General features: G+C 66.1%; 14 protein-coding genes. 4 read left to right on the forward strand and 10 right to left on the reverse strand.

What is annotated here, in order from left to right; translation table 11 throughout:
- Nucleotide 1: 1 nt before the first annotated feature.
- From ACZY0B_RS09485 to ACZY0B_RS09520, 8 genes are all read right to left on the reverse strand, one after another.
- The gene (locus tag ACZY0B_RS09485) at nt 2–2,371 is read right to left on the reverse strand and encodes an FHA domain-containing protein (protein WP_463763833.1); all 2,370 of its coding nucleotides are present in this window, start codon (nt 2,369–2,371) and stop codon (nt 2–4) included.
- An 80-nt stretch (nt 2,372–2,451) separates the two neighbouring features.
- Nucleotides 2,452–4,257: a serine/threonine-protein kinase gene (locus ACZY0B_RS09490; protein WP_463763834.1), complete on the reverse strand. Its 1,806-nt coding sequence runs from the start codon at nt 4,255–4,257 to the stop codon at nt 2,452–2,454.
- 228 nt (nt 4,258–4,485) lie between these two features.
- Complete coding sequence (locus tag ACZY0B_RS09495) at nt 4,486–5,640, reverse strand: BTAD domain-containing putative transcriptional regulator (RefSeq protein ID WP_463763835.1); 1,155 nt, start codon at nt 5,638–5,640, stop codon at nt 4,486–4,488.
- A 230-nt stretch (nt 5,641–5,870) separates the two neighbouring features.
- The gene (locus ACZY0B_RS09500) at nt 5,871–6,239 is read right to left on the reverse strand and encodes a DUF4189 domain-containing protein (RefSeq protein WP_463763836.1); all 369 of its coding nucleotides are present in this window, start codon (nt 6,237–6,239) and stop codon (nt 5,871–5,873) included.
- A gap of 69 nt (nt 6,240–6,308) precedes the next feature.
- Nucleotides 6,309–7,043 carry an LppX_LprAFG lipoprotein gene (locus ACZY0B_RS09505; RefSeq protein ID WP_463763837.1) on the reverse strand — a complete coding sequence of 245 codons (735 nt, stop codon included), beginning with the start codon at nt 7,041–7,043 and terminating at the stop codon, nt 6,309–6,311.
- A 268-nt stretch (nt 7,044–7,311) separates the two neighbouring features.
- On the reverse strand, nt 7,312–7,647 hold the full coding sequence (locus tag ACZY0B_RS09510) for a DUF732 domain-containing protein (RefSeq protein ID WP_463763838.1): 336 nt from the start codon (nt 7,645–7,647) through the stop codon (nt 7,312–7,314).
- Nucleotides 7,648–7,769: 122 nt separating this feature from the next.
- A complete protein-coding gene (locus tag ACZY0B_RS09515) occupies nt 7,770–9,674 on the reverse strand; it encodes an ABC transporter ATP-binding protein (RefSeq protein ID WP_463763839.1) in 1,905 nt (634 codons plus the stop codon).
- Complete coding sequence (locus ACZY0B_RS09520; protein WP_463763840.1) at nt 9,671–11,428, reverse strand: ABC transporter ATP-binding protein; 1,758 nt, start codon at nt 11,426–11,428, stop codon at nt 9,671–9,673. The genes ACZY0B_RS09515 and ACZY0B_RS09520 overlap by 4 nt, the downstream gene beginning before the upstream one ends.
- Before the next feature lie 184 nt (nt 11,429–11,612).
- Here ACZY0B_RS09520 and ACZY0B_RS09525 point away from each other — a divergent pair, with 184 nt between their 5' ends.
- Complete coding sequence (locus tag ACZY0B_RS09525) at nt 11,613–12,164, forward strand: DUF3558 domain-containing protein (RefSeq protein ID WP_463763841.1); 552 nt, start codon at nt 11,613–11,615, stop codon at nt 12,162–12,164.
- The gene (locus ACZY0B_RS09530) at nt 12,164–12,709 is read left to right on the forward strand and encodes a DUF3558 domain-containing protein (RefSeq protein ID WP_463763842.1); all 546 of its coding nucleotides are present in this window, start codon (nt 12,164–12,166) and stop codon (nt 12,707–12,709) included. Before ACZY0B_RS09525 ends, ACZY0B_RS09530 begins: the two co-directional genes overlap by 1 nt.
- Nucleotides 12,710–12,715: 6 nt before the next feature.
- On the opposite strand, the gene ACZY0B_RS09535 is transcribed toward ACZY0B_RS09530, so the two are convergent.
- Both ACZY0B_RS09535 and ACZY0B_RS09540 read right to left on the reverse strand, forming a co-directional pair.
- A complete protein-coding gene (locus ACZY0B_RS09535) occupies nt 12,716–13,192 on the reverse strand; it encodes a SixA phosphatase family protein (protein WP_463763887.1) in 477 nt (158 codons plus the stop codon).
- A 61-nt stretch (nt 13,193–13,253) separates the two neighbouring features.
- The gene (locus tag ACZY0B_RS09540; protein ID WP_463763843.1) at nt 13,254–14,627 is read right to left on the reverse strand and encodes an HNH endonuclease signature motif containing protein; all 1,374 of its coding nucleotides are present in this window, start codon (nt 14,625–14,627) and stop codon (nt 13,254–13,256) included.
- A 251-nt stretch (nt 14,628–14,878) separates the two neighbouring features.
- Here ACZY0B_RS09540 and ACZY0B_RS09545 point away from each other — a divergent pair, with 251 nt between their 5' ends.
- Both ACZY0B_RS09545 and ACZY0B_RS09550 read left to right on the forward strand, forming a co-directional pair.
- On the forward strand, nt 14,879–16,021 hold the full coding sequence (locus ACZY0B_RS09545; RefSeq protein ID WP_463763844.1) for a metallophosphoesterase family protein: 1,143 nt from the start codon (nt 14,879–14,881) through the stop codon (nt 16,019–16,021).
- Entirely contained in the window at nt 16,018–18,639 is a 2,622-nt protein-coding gene (locus ACZY0B_RS09550; protein WP_463763845.1) for an AAA family ATPase, read from the forward strand. Before ACZY0B_RS09545 ends, ACZY0B_RS09550 begins: the two co-directional genes overlap by 4 nt.
- Nucleotides 18,640–18,649: the final 10 nt, after the last annotated feature.

Consider the following 18,649-nt stretch of genomic DNA (forward strand, 5'->3'; position numbering starts at 1 on the left):
GTCACTTGCCCGCTTTGCGTTGGGGGTCAAGCTGTCTGAGTCGCAGGGCGAGCAGCATCACCAGCACGGTCGCCTGGACGGCGCACGCGCTCGCGGCCAGCCACCAGCTGCCGGGTGCGTAGTCCCACAGCGGGTCTTCGTCGCCGCCGGCGGTCCGGCGCAGATCATTGAGATCGATGGTTGAGGCGGCCATCGCGTACCCCCATCGGGACGGCGATAGCCACGCCAACTGCTCCAGCGGAATGCGGCCCTTGACTCCGAACATCCCGCCGCACAGCACCAGTTCGGCCATCACCACGAGCACGAGCAGCGGCATGCCCCGGTCGGCGTTGCCGATCATCGCCGAAATCAGCAGACCGATCATCATCGAAACCACAGTGACGGCGACGACAGCTACCGCCACTTCGACTCTGGGCCAGGGCAGTACGACGGCCTGGTCGGGCGGGGGCAGACCCACCACCCCGAGGAAACCCAGTATCAGTCCTTGCAACGTGGTCAACGCGGCCAGCACCACTAACTTGGAGGCCAGATAGGCGCCGCGGGATAACCCGATGCCGTGCTCGCGTTGATAGATGGCCCGCTCCTTGACGATCTCCCGGATCGAGGCCGCACAGCCCATCAGCCCGCCGCCGATGATCAGCAGCACCAGCAATTGCGAGGGCTGCGTGGATTTCGTCTCGATGGCTTTGGTCAACGACAAGCCGGCCTGGCCCGGGACGGCGTGCGCGAACAGGCTCAACAGCAGCGGCAGGATCAGCAGCGTCACCGAATATTGGCGATCGGCGCCGATGACCGCGAGATACCGCCGGCACAGCGTGGTGAATTGGGCCCACGCGCTCTGCTGAGCGAGCGGCTTCGCGGAGCGGGTGGCAGGTGCCGCGGCTCGCAGCGCTGCGTGTGGCCCGGTCAGCGCTCCGTGAATGGGCGACGCGACATACCGGCCGGTCCAGTCGGTCGTGGTGTCGTGTTCGAGAAGGTTGAACAGGTCGGCGAAGTCGTTGCAACCGAAGTAGTTCAGCGCCTGTTGCGGGGGACCGAAGTAGGCCAGCCGACCACCGGGCGCCAGGATGAGCAGCCGGTCGCACAGATTCAGCTGCGCGGTGTTATGCGTGACCACCACTACGGATCGGCCGTCGTCGGCCAGTGCGCGCAGGGTCTGCATCACGGATTTCTCGTAGCCCGGGTCGAGGCCCGACGTGGGCTCGTCGAGGAACAGCAGCGACGGTTTGGTCAGCAGTTCCAGTGCGACGCTGGTTCGTTTGCGCTGCCCTCCGGACAGGCTGTCGATCCGTTGATTGGCATGCGCGGCCAGTCCGAGCTCGCCCAGAACCTCGTCGATGCGCAGCTTTCGTTCTCTGGCGGAGACGTCATGCGGAAACCGAAGCTGTGCAGCATAATTCAGTGCTCGACGCACTGTCAGCGGAGTGTGCAGGATGTCGTCCTGCGGTACGAAGCCGATCCGGTGTCGCAGCTCAGCGTAGTTCTGGTAGAGGTCGCGATCGTCGTATCGGACCTCGCCGCTACCTGCCGGACGGAATCCGGTCAAGGCGGCCAATAGCGTGGATTTCCCTGCGCCGCTTGGTCCTACGACTGCCATGAAGCAGCGTTGCGGCAGGGCGAAGCTTATGTTGGTCAGCAGCACCTTGCCTTTGTTGGTGACCACTCGCAGGTTCGACGCCTCGTAGGACACGTCGCCGGTGTCGACGTATTCCACGAGCTGGTCGCCGGACAGGTGCAGCAGCTGGTGGCCGATGCCGACGATGTCGTTCGGTCCGATGATCGCGCGGTTGATCCGGTTGCCGTTGACGTAAGTCCCGTTGGCGCTGTTGCTATCTACCAGCTCCCACTGATTGCCGGAGCGACGCAGCATGGCATGGTGGCGAGAGACCAGCAAGTCGTCGAGCACGACGTGGTTGTCGGTTCCGCGGCCAATCCCGATGACCACCTGATCGATGGTGTGCACCGCGCTCGGCGGCCGGGCAACCGTGGTCTCACCGACCGGTCGGTTCGGCGGAGCAACGGGTTGTGGCCCAGGGCGGCTGGGCTGTTGGGCGATGGGGTAGACCTCCAGTGCCTGCCCGGAGGACGCCGACCCCAGCACGACGGTGATCGGCTGATGGATCGTCAGGCTCTCCACCCGCCGACCGTTCACGAACATCCCGTTGTTACTGCGGTTGACCAGAACCCAACCCGCTGGCGTCGGCTGCAGCACCGCATGGTGGCGCGACACTCTCGGGTTCTCCAGCTGTACGTCGGCTTCGTGCGCGCGGCCGATGCTCCAGGACCGGCTACCGGTGGCCTGCCAGGTACGTCCACCGGCCCGCAATTCCAACGCGGGGATGGTGGTGACCATGTCGGTCCTGTCGTCCACGCATAGCCTCCGCTGTATTAGCTAGCCAATGTTGTTGGGCTGGCTGATCTTTGCCGTCACACAAGCTGAATTACCGCGGCTCAGCCACCGTATTTGGTCCACCATGTGTGCAGATCGTCGATGGCCGGCGGGTCCCCAAAAACATCGCATAGCAGCAGCTTCACCTGGTTGCTCCACACCATGTTCGGGTGGTTCTCGTAGGTGCCACAGGCGATCATTCCCACGTCGACCTTGGGGGCGTTCGGGTGCTGCCATGATTCCGGGTTCGCGGTTCCGCCGGGGCAGGTGACCATCTGCAGAAGCTTGATATCGGCGTCGAATGCGACCTTCAGGACATTTGGATTCGCGAAAAGCGCGTATCGCGCTCGAGACGGGCCGCCCGCGTTGGTGTTCTGGTCGCAGTCCACCATGGCCAGCGCATCCGACCACACGGTGTCCGGTTTCGGAGTCGCCGACGTACAGGCGCCGTTCGAGTAGCCGGGGGGCAGCACACTCAGCAATTGGCCTTCGAGATCGCCGGCCGCGGTGGTCGTGGTGGTCGGAGTCGAGGTCGTGGTTTTGGTCGGCGTCGGGGTGCTGGTCGCCGAGGGGTGTGGCTGCGGGTTGTCCTCGCCCTGGGTGGCGACGTAGACACCGATGGCGGCGAGTACCAGGACCGCCACCAGGGCGACGGCCCCGACGACGATCGGCCAGGGGTTGCGTTTGGGCTTGGGTGATGGTTGCTGTCCCAGGTGCCAGGCAGTCGGGCCCGCAGGCGGCGGCGTGCCCGGCGGCGTACCGGCCCAGCTCCCGCTGGTGCCCTGGTAATAAGGCGGGCCGGCGACCGGTGGGCCCGGGGTGGGGACGGGGCCGCTCTCGGGGGCCCATTGTCGAGGGGTCTGCGTGGGCGGTGGCACCGGCGTTGAGCTGGGACCGGGGTAGGGCGGCGGCGGGGTATTGACCTGCGGTTGTGCGGTGGCGGGGGCGGTGGGAGGAGGGGCGATGTTGATGTCGGTCGCCAGGGTGGCCTCGCGGCTACGCCGCAGGATGTTGTCGGCGTGATCTTGATCCGGGTTGCTGAGTGCCTCGTGCGCGGCCAGGGCCAGATCGCCGGCACTGGCGTAGCGTTCCTCGGGCTTTTTGGCCATGCCGCGCGCGATCACCGAGTCGAAGGCCTTGGGGATGCCCGAGCGCACCGCGCTGGCCAGGGGGATGTCGTCGGTCGTGTGAGCTCTGACCAGCTCGCCGGCAGTGCTCGCGCGATACGGCGGGGTTCCCGTCAGGCATTCGTACAGCACGCAGGCCAATGCGTAGATGTCGGCGCGGTAGGTCACCTCGCCGTTGGAAAACCGTTCGGGCGCCATGTATTTCCAGGTGCCGACTGCGGTGCCGAGCTGGGTGAGTTTCTCGTCGGTGGTGGCGCTGGCGATGCCGAAATCGACAAGGTAGGCGAAATCGTCGCGGGTGATCAGGATGTTGGGCGGCTTGATGTCGCGGTGCATGACCCCGGCGGCATGGGCGGCATCGAGAGCCGAGGCGATCTGGGTGATGATGGCGACCGCGCGCGGCGCGGTTAGTGGGCCAAACCGTTTGAGCGTGTCGTCCAAGTCGATGCCCTCGATGAGGTGCATCTCCATGAACATCTGCCCATCGATCTCGCCATAGTCGTGAATTGGCACCACATGCGGTTCCTGCAAACGGCCCGCGGTGCGTGCCTCGCGTCGCATTCGCTCGCGAAAGACGGGGTCCCTGCTGAACTCCGCGGTCATCACCTTGACCGCAACCGTCCACTCTTTGACGGTGTGCTCGGCCTCGTAGACCTCGCCCATTCCACCACGACCTAGCAGCCGCTTTAGGTGATAGGGGCCGAACATCGACCCCACTCGCGAGTTCTGCTCCTCGCTCATCGTTGATCCTCCAAACCAACCGCAGACTCGCCGACGATATCAACAATTACGGGCAGATCCGCGCCCATAACCTCCGCGACCAGCAACCATCACGGTAAGCCGTTGCCGATCCGGGCGCGTGACAATCGCGAGATCGCGCCGGTCATGCTGTTGTCGCCCAAGCTGACTGGGCAAGCCATGCTGGCTGTCAACGCGAAATGCGTTGTGCAACAAGCCGATTAGACTACTTCAGTTAGCTCCGTCGCCGCTGTAGCCCCGAGGGATCTCGAACGTGAATTCGTGGTCGCAGATTCGGATGTGGTCGCCGTCTTTCAGCGTGGCCGCGGAACGGATCCGTTGGTGTTGCACATGAACGCCGTTCGAGGACCGCAGGTCGTTGATGATGTAGCTGGTGCCGGTGTCGACGATGACGGCGTGATGCCGGCTGACATTGGCGCTGGCCAGGATGATGTCGTTGTCGCTGAGACGTCCGATCCGGGTCTCCGCCGCGCGCAGTGGGTAGCTGCGACCCGACGCTTCGTGCAGGTAGGCGGCGGGCTTCCCGGCCGGGACCTTGGTGCGCTGGTCCAGCTCGGTGATGGTGCCGACGGCCGTGGTCCTGGCGGATTTCTTGGCGTCCAGCGGCTCCTGGCGCAGTATCCGTTCGTTGAGGTCACGCAGCGTCTGCCCGGGGTCGATCCCCAGCTCGTCGGCGAGTGTCGTCTTCACCCTGCGGTAAGCGGCCAGCGCGTCGGATTGGCGGTCGGTCAGGTAGTAGGCCGTGATCAGCTGGGCCCACAGCGGCTCGCGGTAGGGGTGCTCCGCGGCCAGGGCCTCGAGGTCACTGATCACGGCGGCGGCACGTCCGCAAGCGATTTCGGCCTCCGCCTTCGCCGTGTGGACCAGAATCTTTTCCTCCACGAGCGAGGTGGCGAAGGTGTCGACGAACTGAAAGTCCAGTAGGTCCTCGAGCACCGGTCCCCGCCACTGTGCCAATGCCGCCGATAGGTGCTGGCTGGCCTGCTCGAACCGGCTGGCCGCGGCCGCGTGCACGCCCGCGGTCTTCTCGGTGATGAACCGCCCGAGATCGCAACTGTTTTCGGCGACGGCGAGCCGGTAGCCCGGCGGCGCCGCGGCCAACACCACTCGTGGGTCGATACCGGCACCGCTGAGGAGCTTCCGCAGATTGGACACGTAGGAGTGGATGCTGGCCCGCGCCCCCGACGGCGGCTCGTCTTCCCACAGGGCGGTGATAAGCCGTTCGACGCCGACCGGGCTGTTGCGGTTCATCAGCAGCATGGCCAGCACCGCCCGCTGTTTCGGCGTGCCCAACGGCACCAGGGCGCCGTCAACAGTCATCTCCAACGGCCCGAGCAGGCCGAATTCGAGACTTTTGTCTACCATCGTCGCTTACCAGCCCTTCCGGGTTCTCTGCGCGGCGTCACGTGCCGATAGCTGCCAATACTTGTCATTGTGATACGAACCCGGCAATTCGGTTAAACCTTGAAGATTGGCGTGCCGCGGCCGCGGTGCCGAGGCGCGCTCGCCGACGGCTGAAATACGTTGGCGTTCAGTGAAAAAGCCGATCGGCATCGGAGCTCCAGGGCCGGCTTTGTCCGCCCGACTCGCAACGGCTAGTTGCAGGCCCAGGTGTCGATGGAGCCGCCACCGAGCTTGGTCAGCGCGTCCTTCATCGCCGTGGCCAGGGTGGGGCCGACACCTCCCTGGAAGCGCTGGCCGTTGGTCGCGACGGCGCCACAATCGGTGAAGCTGGTCAGCACCTTGCAGTCCGTATAGGCGCAGTTTTTGACTGCGGTGGCCTCGGCGGCCGGCCGGGTCGGGTAGTCCCAGGCGCGGCCCCAGGAACCGTTGCCGGAGTAGGCAATTGCGCCGTATTGATCGGCGGCGCCTGCCGCGGGAGCCAGCGCGATGCTGATCGCGCCTGCGGTGGCCATACCCGCGACGGCCACGGTGAACCGCCGGCGACGAGTAATCATCCTCATTGGTGATTCCTTTCCGAATGCCGGCGGTCCGGCGGTTTGCACGGGTTGCGATGCACGGCTCGCCGATCCCTAGACGGGCTTGGTGGCGGTTACTGTCTTGCCCCAGTCGGACATGGTCAACGTCACCGAGGTGTCACTCGTGGGATGGATCTGAACCTGGACGAGGTGCGAGGACCCGTCCGAGGCGATCCAGACCGTGGTGGGCACCGTAGTCACGCTCTGAGCGGTCAGCTTGGAGCCGGCCAGCGTGGCGACGTCGTCGGCGGACGAGTTTCCGGTGATCTTCGTGGTCGCGACGCCGTTGACCTGCTCGGTGCCTGCCACCGAGCCGCCCTGCAGCTTCGACAACAGGTTGGCCAGCCCCTTGTTGGGGTCGAGCAGCACCGACACGTTGTAGATCGAGGCACCGTTACCGAAGTCTGTGTAGGTGCCGGGTTGTCCGAGATCGGAATACAGATGGCCGTCGACGTAGACGAATTTCGCATCTTGGGGGGATTTGCCGACGAGCAGCGTCGCGGTGCCGGTGGCAACCGTCTGCGGGGTGTTGGAGATGTCGCCGTCCAGCTTGGTCACCCGCAGGTTGGGCACGTCGCCCTGCACAGCCACGCTCACGTGCATCCCGGTGACCTTGCTCATCGCGTCGGCGGCCTGCTTGAGCAGGGTTGCCGCTTCGCCGCTGGAGGTGGTGGCGGTGGTCCCGGGCGATTTGCCGGTACTCGAGTTGTTCGAACAACCACCGATGGCGAATACGACGGCGAGCGCGGCGGCAGCAGCGGCGGTAACGGCGCGAGGCGAGAGCTTCATCGACATCTCCTTCTGTGTTGACCACAGCTGCTTACTGCATAGCAATCGCCGCGCAGCAAATCAACAGCCGAACTCCGAGCTTAGTGAGGCCGATGTCGGCTTCGGAAGGTCTGAACCGGATGTCGCGTGAATTGCTTTGCGGCCATGGCCGTGTCGACGATTGCGATGCGTGGCCAGCGCGAAGGAGATCCCAATCTGGAACCGGAAAACGGAGAATGGGGGGATCCCGGTTACCGAGATCCCCCCATTCTCCGGTGGGTGAGTGCGATCAGGTGAGCTGAGGGGCGAGTTGCGGGCAGTAGGCGTGGGTCGCGTCGACGACGAAGTAGGCCGCCTGGTGACTGGTCAGGTTTGTCTGCTTGAGGACCTCGGTGGCGACATCGGTCCCGGTTTTGCCGGTGGCGAGTTCCTGGCACACCAGGTGGCCTTCCCGGACCGCCTCGGCGGGGGAGCTGAAGGTGATGCCCAGCGTGTCCATCTGGGAGATGAACGCGTCGTCGCCGGAGCTGGCTCCCGCGGTGCCGGCGGTACCGACTGCGACGAGTCCGATGGCGGCGGCGCCGATCGCGGTGCCGGCAATGGTGCGGATGCGGTGAGAGAACATTGCTGTGATCCTTTTCAGGTGTGCGGTTGGGGTGCTGATGGGACTAGCGTCAGCCGCGCTCCTAAATGGATCCTCAATAACTTCTTGGCGTCGTTTCAGTAACGCCTCAGGTGGCCGAGAGGTCAGGCCCGGGTCATCGCGTAGTACGCGCCCCGGCGGGCCATGAGCTCGGCGTGGTTGCCCTGTTCGACGATGCGGCCGGACTCGACCACCACGATGCGGTCCGCATCTCGGATCGTCGAAAGCCGGTGCGCGATAACGAAACTCGTGCGGTCCCGGCGAAGTTCGTGCATGGCCCGCTGAATAAGGACCTCAGTGCGGGTGTCGACCGAGCTGGTGGCCTCATCCAGGATCAACAGCTGCGGACGGGCCAGAAATGCGCGTGCGATCGTGATGAGCTGCTTTTCGCCGGCGCTGATATTGGCGCCGTCGCCGGTGACCCGGGTCTGGTAACCGGCCGGCAGGGTGTGCACAAACCGGTCGACGTAGGCGGCCTTGGCGGCTTCGACCACCTCATTTTCGCTGGCCTCGGGCCGTCCGTAGGCGATGTTCTCCGCGATGGTCCCGTCGAAGAGCCAGGTGTCCTGCAGCACCATGCCGATTCGCGAACGCAGTGCGTGTCTGCTCACCGTGGTGATGTCGACGCCGTCGACCAGGATCCGGCCGGAGTCGACGTCGTAGAACCGCATCAGCAGGTTCACCAGCGTGGTTTTGCCCGCACCGGTCGGTCCCACGATCGCCACGGTGCTGCCCGGCTCGACCGTCATCGACAGGTCTTCGATCACTGGGGTGCCCGGGTGGTAGGCAAAGCTCACGTGGTCGAACTCGACGCGTCCGCGTGGCTGCGGGGCCTGGCCGTTGGGCTGTGTGGGTGCGGGGTCCGGTGCTTCCTCGGGCTCGTCGAGTAGCTCGAACACCCGCTCCGCGCTGGCCACCCCGGACTGCAGGGTGTTGTACATCCCGGCCACCTGGCTCAGCGGGTTGTTGAACTGCCGGACGTATTGGATGAACGCCTGGATGTTGCCGAGCGTGATGTGTCCGGTGGCCACCTGCAGCCCACCGAGCACCGCGACCGCGACGTATCCGAGGTTGCCGATGAACGTCGTGGCCGGTGCCACCAGGCCGGAGAAGAACTGAGAACCGAAGCTTGCCTGGTAGACGTCGTCGTTGAGATTGCGGAATTGTTCCCGTGCCGCGTCCCGGTGGCCGAAGGTCTTGACCACGGTGAACCCGCTGTAGGTCTCTTCGATGTGGGCGTTGAGCCGTCCGAGACTGGTCCACTGAGCCTTGAAAAGCCGTTGCGAGCGGCGCGCGATCGCTCGGGTTGCCAGCAGCGAAAGCGGCACTGTCAGCACGGTGATCAACGTCAGCAGCGGCGAGATCGACAGCATCATCGCCAGCACCGTGACGACGGTCAGGATCGACGTCAGCACCTGGCTGATCGTCATCGACAGCGAGGATTGGACGTTGTCGATGTCGTTGGTCACCCGGCTCAGCAGCTCGCCGCGCAACCGTCCGTCGAAGTAGGACAACGGCAGTCGGTGGACTTTGTCCTCGACGTCGGACCGTAGCGCGACCATGGTGCGCTGCAGGGTGAGGTTGAGCAGCCGGGACTGCGCCCAAATCAGCAGTGACGCAACGATATACATGACCAAGGCAACGGCCAGGGTTCTCGCCACCGCGCCGAAGTCCACGCCTTGGCCGGGCACTACGTTCATCCCGGACAGCAGGTCTGCGAAAGTCCGGTCGCCACGCGCCCGGGCTTGGGCGATGGCCTGTGCCTTGGTGATTCCCGCCGGGAGCTCTCGCCCGATCACACCGTTGAAGAGCAGATCGGTGGCGTGGCCAAGGATACGCGGAACGACGACGCCGATCACGGTGCCGGTGAGGCCCAGCGCGATCACCGCCATGCTCAGCGTTCGTTGTGGCGCAAGCCGTTTCACCAGCCGTGCCGCCGTGCCCCAGAAGTCGTGGGATCGTGTGTTGGGAGCGGCTCCTCGGCTGGGGCGGTTCGTCGCGGTGGTCACTGCGTGCCCCCGGCTTGACCTGATCGCAAGGCGCCGACCGCCTGTGAGTCGGCGAATTCCGCGTAGGTGGCGCAATCGGCCAGCAGCGATTCATGCGTGCCCGTGCCCACCAGTTTCCCGTCGTCCACGACGATGATCTGGTCGGCCTGAGAAGCAGTCGAGATGCGTTGTGTGACAACGATAATAGTCGCGCCACCGGAGATCTCGTGCAGCACGGCCCGGACGCGTGCGTCGGTGTGCACATCGAGCGCTGAGAACGCGTCGTCGAACAAATAGATCGCCGGGCGGCGGATGACTGCGCGGGCGATGGCCAACCGTTGCCGTTGCCCGCCGGAGAAATTCATACCGGCCTGGGCGACGCGCATCTGCAGACCGTCGGGGTGCGCCCGGACGAATTCGTCGGCGGCGGCGACCCGTAACGCTTCCCACATCTCCTCTTCGGTCGCGTCAGCCTTGCCGAAGCGCAGGTTCTGCGCGACGGTGCCGGAGAAGAGGTATCCGCGTTGCGGAACCAGGCCGATCGCCGACCACAACCGCTCGGTGTCGTAGTCGCGGACGTCGAGGTCGTCGAGGAAGACGGCGCCGGTGGTCACGTCGTAGAGCCGGCAGATCAGCGACACCAGCGTTGACTTGCCCGAGCCGGTGCTGCCGACGACCGCGGTGGTGGTGCCGGGCCGCGCGGTCAACGAGATATCTTGCAGCACAGGGCGATCAGCGCCCGGATAGGTGAACGTCGCGCCGGCCAGGCGCACCACGCCGGTGATCCCGTGCGCCGGAAGCTTGGGGTGTCGCGGGCTGTCGACGGCGGCACGAGTGGACAGCACCTCGGTGATCCGCTCGGCGCACACGGATGCTCGCGGCAACACCACCAGCGTCATCGTCGCGACCAGCACGGCCATCAGGATCTGCGTGAAGTACGCCAGGAAGGCGGTCAGCGAGCCGACCTGCATCTGGCCGCGATCGATGCGCAGCCCGCCGAACCAGATCAGCGCGACGCTGGACGCGTTGATGGTCAGCGTGGTCACCGGCAGCATCAGCGCCTGCCAGTTACCGGCCGTCAGGGAGGCATTCGAGAGCGCGGCATTGGCGCGAGAAAACCGGTCGCGCTCAAAGCCTTCGCGGGTGAACGCCCGGACCACCCGCACGCCGGACAGTTGGTCGCGCATCACCCGGTTGATGCCGTCGATCAGGGCTTGCATGCTGCGGAACAGCGGCAGCATGTGCGACATGATCCAGTAGTTGGCCACGGCCAGGATCGGCACGCTGACCAGCAGCAACCACGTCAGCGCGGCCTCTTGGTGGATGGCCATCAAGATTCCGCCGATGCACATGATCGGTGCCGTGACCAGCACCGTGCCCGCCATCTGCACCAGGTACTGGATCTGCCGGACATCGTTGGTGCTGCGGGTGAGCAGCGTCGGCGCGCCGAATCGGGCGGTCTCGCGCTCGGAGAAGGTGGTGACGTGTTCGAACATCGCCAGGCGCAGATCGCGGCCGAACCCCATTCCCGTCCGCGAGCCGAAGTAGGTGGACCCGACCGAGCACAACACCTGCAGGCCGGTCACGGCCAGCATCACCATCCCGAGCCGGACGATCGTCGCGGTGTCGCCCTTGGTGACGCCGTCATCGATGATCGAGGCGTTCACCGTCGGTAGGTACAGCGTCGCCAGGGTGCTGATCGTTTGAAGCACCATCAGCACCGCCACCAGCCGGCGGTACGGCCGGATGTACTGGCGCAGCAGTGCCAGAAGCATTTGGTAACTGTCGCATACGGCACGCGGCGCAGCGCTGAGCACCGCCGGGCGGTTGTGTGCACGTGCCGCATCCGGCAACCCGGTGAAATGCCTGATCAAGTGGCGCGTCGGTGGTTGACCCGCTGGGCTGCCGCTACAGTGCATCGTGTGGACCAGGTGCAGGCTGAGCGGAAGCAGGGTGGCCGTGCGTCGTAACCTCACGGCGCTAGCCCTTGCGGCGATCACGATCTTGATCCCGACGGTTGCTGGCTGCTCCAGCTCCGGCGACAACAAGCCGGGTGGGACGACATCATCGGCGCCGGGGAACGCGGAGGGCCACCACGGACCGATGTTTCCGCAATGCGGAGGCGTCAGCGACCAGTCGGTCGCCGAGCTGACCAAGGTGAGCGGGCTGATGAACACGGCTCGCAACTCCGTGGGCTGCCAGTGGCTGGCGGGCGGCGGCATCCTCGGCCCGCACTTTTCCTTTTCCTGGTACCGCGGTAGCCCGATCGGACGTGAACGCAAGACCGAGGAGCTGTCGCGCGCCAGCGTCGACGACATCAATATCAACGGCCATAGCGGCTTCATCGCAGTCGGCAACGAGCCGAACCTGGGTGACTCGCTGTGCGAGGTCGGCATCCAGTTCCAGGACGACTTCATCGAGTGGTCGATCAGTTTCAGCCAGAAGCCATTCCCGCCGCCGTGTGACATAGCCAAAGAACTGACTCGTCAATCGATTGCGAACTCGAAATGATGACAAGACGTGTCCGGACTGCGGTGGTCATCTCGCTCACCGCGCTAGTGATCCTGACCGGCTGCTCGAGATCGATCGGGGGTAACGCCGTCAAGGCGGGCTCCGGCGGTGTGCCGCGCAACAACAACTCCCAGCAGCAGTACCCGAACCTGCTCAAGGAATGTGAGGTCCTGACCACTGACATCCTGGCCAAGACCGTGGGCGCCGACCCGCTCGACATCCAGAGCACGTTCGTCGGCGCGATCTGCCGCTGGCAGGCGGCCAACCCGGCCGGCCTGATCGACATCACCCGGTTCTGGTTCGAGCAGGGCAGCCTGAGCGAAGAGCGCAAGGTCGCCGACTTCCTCCACTACAAGGTGGAAACCCGGGCGATCGCGGGCGTGAGTTCGATTGTGATGCGCACGGACGACCCGAACGGTGCGTGTGGTGTGGCCAGCGACGCCGCCGGAGTGGTCGGCTGGTGGGTCAATCCGCAAGCACCCGGCATCGACGCCTGCGGCCAGGCCCTCAAGCTGATGGAGCTGACGCTCTCGACGAACTCCTAGCCGGGTTCAGCGCGGAACGTGGAAGTCGACCAACGCGGCTCGTCGTAGTTGCAGGTCCTTCCAGTCGCCGGTCACCCGCAGCACCGCGATCGCCGAGGTCGGGAATTTCTCCGAAATGCGTTGTACCGCAGTCGCGTCGGTGCCCTCGTCGCCGGCCAGGCCGATCGCCAGGGACGACATGGTCGGCTCGTGTCCGACGACGAGCAAGGTGTCGACGCTGTCGGCGACCTCGTTGATCTCGTCGATCATCGTGCCCGGGGTGGTGTCGTAGAGGCGCTCGCGGTATCGCACCGGGGCGTCGACGCCGGTGTTGGCCAGGGTCTGGCGGGCGCGCGTGGCCGTGGAGCACAGCACGGCGTCGATGCCGGGTTGGTCGGCGCGCAACCAGTCGCCGCCCAGGCCCGCTTCCCGGATGCCGCGTGGCGCCAAGGGCCGGTCGTGGTCCGCGACGCCGGGTGGGTATCCAGATTTCGCATGCCGCATCAGCAGCAGGGTGCGCTCACCATTCACGCGACTCACGCTAATCAGTCCGGATCTCGGCGTGCTAGGCGACATCCTCGTCCTCATCGCACAGCAGTTTGTTGGGGTGGTGGAAGGTGTTGGTCCGGGGTTGGCCGCGCTCTAGATGGGGCGGCGGGATCCATTCGGTGGTGCCGTTGGAATGTTTTCGGGTGGTCCAGCCGCGGGGTTGCAGCAGTCGGTGGTGGGGCCCGCAGGTGAGGGTGAGGTTGTCGATGCCGGTGGTGTGGCATTGGGCGTAGTCGGTGATGTGGTGGACTTCGCAGTAGTAGCCACCGACATCACATCCGGGCGCTGAGCAGCCAAGGTCTTTGGCGTACAACACGATTCGCTGACCGGCCGAGGCGAGGCGTTTGGTGTGGTAGAGCGCGACGGGCTGGCCTTTGTCGAAGATCGCCAGGTAGTGGTGGGCGTGGCGGGAAAGGCGGATGACGTCGCTGATCGGTAGCCGGGTACCGGCGCCGGTGATGCCGTGTCCGGCGGCGGCTTCGAGTTCGGCCAGGGTGGTGGTGACGATGATCGAGGCCGGCAACCCGTTGTGCTGACCCAGATTTCCCGACGCCAGGACCGCGCGCAGGGCGGCATTCAATCCGTCGTGCTGGCGCTGGGCCGGGCTGCGGACGTCGTGGTCGATGGCTTGCTGGCTGGGGGTGCCGTCTATGCAAGGCGTCTGGTCGGTGGGGTTGCACATGCCGGGGGCCGCGAGTTTGGCCAACACGGCCTCTAGGGTGGCGCGGGCTTCCGGCGTCAACCAGCCCTGCAGCGCCGACATGCCGTCGGCCTGCTGCCGGCCCAACACCACACCCCGCCGCCGGGCCCGGTCGTCATCGCTATAGCTGCCGTCGGGGTTGAGGCAGTCGGCGAGCCGATCGGCCAGCCCGGCCAACTGATCGGGTCGGTACTGCGTAGCCAGGCGGGCCAGGTCGGCTTCGGCCTGCTCGCGGGTGGCTTGGTCTATCCAGCCGGGCAGCTGGTGATAGAACCGGCGGATCACCGCGACATGCTCGGTCCCGAGTTTCCCGTCGCGTTGCGCGGCGGCGGTCGCGGCCAGTACCGGTTCCAGCGGTTCGCCGGTGAGTCCGTGCCGGGTGCCCAGGTCGGCGGCGTCGCGGACGCGGCGGGCTGCTTCGGCGCGGCTGGTCAGTGTCCATTCGGCGACCGCGTGGGAGAGTTTGCCGCCGAGTTCTTCGGCGGTGGCCAGCTGTTGGAGTTGATTGATCAGGGGATGCTCCGCGGCGGGCAGCCGTCGTCGCACTTTCTCGCAGCGTTCCAGCAACACCAGCCGCTCGTGGGTGCTCAGCAGCTCAAAATCCAGCGCGACGACGGCATCGACCGCTGCGTCCAGCGCATCGAAGGCCGTCGCGACCGCTTCCCGATCCGCGACCACACCCGAACTCATACCAACAAAACTAGCCCGACCCACCGACAAAAAACCCCGCCCTGAGACCACTGAAACCACAGTGGCACAAGATGTTTGAGGAGTTTCACCACTGCGCCAAGGTCGCTCAGAGGCGGGCAAAAAGACACCTGTGTCAAGCCGGCCCGCACACAAGGCCGGGGCATGCCGGTGCGCGTCCCCGAAGTTGTCGGTGAACCGCCCTAGACTCGCGGTGCCTTGATAGCCACGCCATTTCCGAAGGGGGCGCCGGGATGCGATTCCTGCACACCGCCGACTGGCAGCTGGGCATGACCCGACACTTCCTGGCCGGGGATGCCCAGCCGCGGTATTCGGCTGCCCGGCGCGACGCGGTGGCCGGTCTGGGCACCCTGGCGGCCGAGGTGGGCGCCGAGTTCGTCGTGGTCGCCGGCGACGTCTTCGAACACAATCAGCTCGCCCCGTCGGTGATCGGTCAGTCCCTGGAAGCCATGCGCGCCATCGGTATTCCGGTCTACCTGCTGCCCGGCAACCACGATCCGCTCGACGCGTCGTCGGTGTTCACCAGCACGTTGTTCACCACCGAATGCCCGGACAACGTCGTGGTTCTCGATCGCGCCGGCATTCATCAGGTTCGGCCGGGCCTGGAGATCGTCGCTGCGCCATGGCGGTCCAAGGCCCCGACCACCGACTTGGTCGCCGACGTTCTCGACGGTCTCGACGCCGGCCCGGTTACCCGTGTGCTCGTCGCGCACGGCGGCGTCGACGTGCTCGACCCCGACCGCGAGAAGCCGTCGCTGATTCGGCTGGCCCGCCTCGAAGCGGCGCTGACCCGTGGCGCGGTCCACTATGCGGCACTGGGAGACAAGCATTCGCTCACCCAGGTCGGCGACAGCGGCCGGGCGTGGTACTCCGGATCCCCGGAAGTGACGAATTTCGATGACGTCGAATCGAATCCGGGTCATGTCCTGGTCGTCGACATCGACGAAACCAACGCGGTGTCGGTGACGCCCCGGCACGTCGGTCACTGGCGATTTGTCACCTTGCACCGTCAGGTCGACACCAGCCGCGACATCGCCGATCTCGACATGAATCTTGACCTGATGACCGAGAAGGACCGCACCGTGGTGCGGCTGGCCCTGACGGGCTCGTTGACGGTCACCGACCACGCCGCGCTGGACGCCTGCCTGGACCGATACGCGCGGCTGTTCGCGTGGCTGGGCCAATGGGAACGCCACACCGATCTCGCGGTCATACCTGCCGACGGCGAGTTCACCGATCTCGGCATCGGGGGATTCGCCGCCGCGGCCGTCGAAGAGTTGGTCGCCACGGCGCGCGGGGGCGACACCGACTCCGCCGGCGATGCCCAGGCCGCGCTGGCGCTCCTACTGCGGCTCACCGATCGGGGCGCGGCATGAAGCTGCACCGGCTGGTCCTGACCAACTACCGCGGAATCGCGCACCGCGAGATCGAATTTCCCGACCACGGCGTGGTTGTGGTGAGCGGTGCCAACGAAATTGGCAAGTCGTCGATGATCGAGGCGCTCGACCTGCTACTGGAATCCAGGGACCGCTCGACGAAGAAGGAAGTCAAGCAGGTCAAGCCCACCAATAGCGATGTCGGGTCCGAGGTTACCGCTGAAATCAGCAGCGGCACTTACCGATTCATTTACCGCAAGCGCTTCCACAAGAAGTGCGAGACGGAGTTGACCGTGCTGGCGCCGCGCCGTGAGCAGCTGACCGGCGATGAAGCCCACGAGCGGGTACGGGCGATGCTCGCCGAAACTGTGGACAACGACCTGTGGCATGCCCAGCGTGTGCTGCAGTCGGCATCGACAGCCGCGGTGGATCTGTCGGGCTGCGATGCGCTTTCGCGTGCACTCGATGTCGCGGCCGGTGACGAGGCTGCGCTGTCCGGCAACGAGCCGTTGCTCATCGAGCGAATCGATGCCGAATACGCGCGCTACTTCACCCCCACCGGACGCCCCACCGGGGAATGGGCCGCGGCCATCTCTCGACTGTCGCACGCCGACGCCTCGGTCGCGGAGTGCACGGCGGCAGTCGCCGAGGTCGATGACCGGGTGCGTCGCCATGCCGTGTTGACCGAGCAAGTGGCCGAGCTCTCGCAACTGCGGCTGGCGGCCGGTCCGCGATTGGCCGTCGCACATGCCGCTGCGGACAAGGCCGCCGAACTCACTCGCCAAGCGCGCGAAGCCAAGCTGGTCGCGGCCGCCGCCGCAGCGAACAGCACCGCCGCGTCCGCCGCGCATAACGGCCGGTTGCGACTGGTTACCGAGATCGACACTCGCACCGCAGCTGTTGCGGCTGTCGAGGCAGAAGCGCAGCAAGCCGCGACTGCGCAGTCGGCTGCGCATGCCGACGCCGAGGCCACCGGTACCGCGATGCAGGAGGCCGCCCAGGTTCTGATGGACCTGCAGCGCCGTGTCGAATCCGCCCGCCGCACGGTCGACCAGCTCGCCGACCGCGAGGAGATCGACCGGCTGACCGCTCGCCTGGCCAAGATCGACGCCATCCAGCGTGATCGTGATCGGGTCGCCGCGGAGCTTTCCGGGGTCGTCCTCACCGAGGAGTTACTCCGGCGAATCGAAAGCGCCGCAGCCGCGGTCGATCGCGCCGGCGATCAGCTGACGTTGATCTCGGCGGCGGTCGAGTTCACCGCAGTGGCCGACATCGAGCTGTCGGTTGGCGAACAGCGGGTGTCGTTGGCTGCCGGGCAGAGCTGGTCGGCGACTGCCACCGGACCCACCGAGATCGAGGTTCCCGGTGTTCTCACCGCGCGGATTACTCCCGGCGCGACGACGCTCGACGTACAGGCGAAATATGATGCGGCACAACAAGAGCTGACTGCCGCACTGGCCGCCGGTGCGGTCACCGATCTTGCCGCAGCCCGATCGGCCGACCAGCACCGCCGCGAATTGCAAAGCAGCCGAGAACAATTGAGCGCGACGTTGTCCGGCCTCTGCGGTGACGAAGACGCCGACCAGCTCCGGGGACGGCTCGCAGGGTTGCGCGCCGGTCAACCGGACGAGCCTGATCTCTTCGCCACCGATATCGCCGCGGCTCGTGCCGATTTCGATGCCGCGCAGGCCGCTCGCCTGGCCGCGGAAACCGAATGCGAGACCCGCCGCCGGGCATCGGCTGCCGCCGACTCCAGGCTCGCCGAGACCTCGACCCGGGCAACGCTTTTGCTCAACGAAGCAACAACCCAACGCGCCGAGCTCGGTCGGGCCACCGATCAGCTGGCCCAGGAGCGGGCCTCGGTCAGTGACGAGGACTTGGCCTCGTCGGCGGATGCCGGGCAGCGGGCCGCCGAGACCGCGGAGCGCCGAGCCGTGGAGCTGGGCGAAGAGCTGGCCGCCGCGGCACCGGACGCGGTAACCGCCGAATTGGCCGCGGCTAGCCAGGCGGCCGAGACCCTGGGCGCCCGCTACGAAGACGCCGCCCGCACGTTGCGCGAGCTCACCATCGAACTCTCGGTCTTTGGCAGCGAGGGTCGCCAGGGCAAGCTCGACGCCGCGGAGACCGAGCGCGAGCATGCCGCCAGCCAGCACACCCGGATCGGCAGCCGGGCCCGCGCGGCCGAGCTGCTGCGGTCGGTGATGTCCCGCCATCGCGACACCACCCGGCTCGGCTATGTCGAGCCCTACCGTACGGAGCTGCAGCGACTGGGTCGTCCGGTGTTCGGGCCGAGTTTCGAGGTCGACGTCGACACCGACCTGTGTATCCGCAGCCGAACCCTGGACGGCGTCACGGTGCCCTACGACTCGCTGTCGGGCGGGGCCAAGGAGCAACTCGGAATCCTGGCGCGGTTGGCCGGTGCTGCCTTGGTCGCCAAGGAGGACGCCGTTCCGGTCGTGGTCGACGATGCACTGGGATTCACCGACCCGGACCGGCTGGCCAAGATGGGCGAGGTGTTCGACACCGTCGGTGCTCACGGTCAAGTGATTGTCTTGACCTGCAGTCCCGATCGCTACGACGGCGTGAAGGGTGCGCACCGTATCGATCTCAATGTGTAGGACCCGAGGG

The organism is Mycobacterium sp. IDUB_19, from assembly GCF_055419445.1.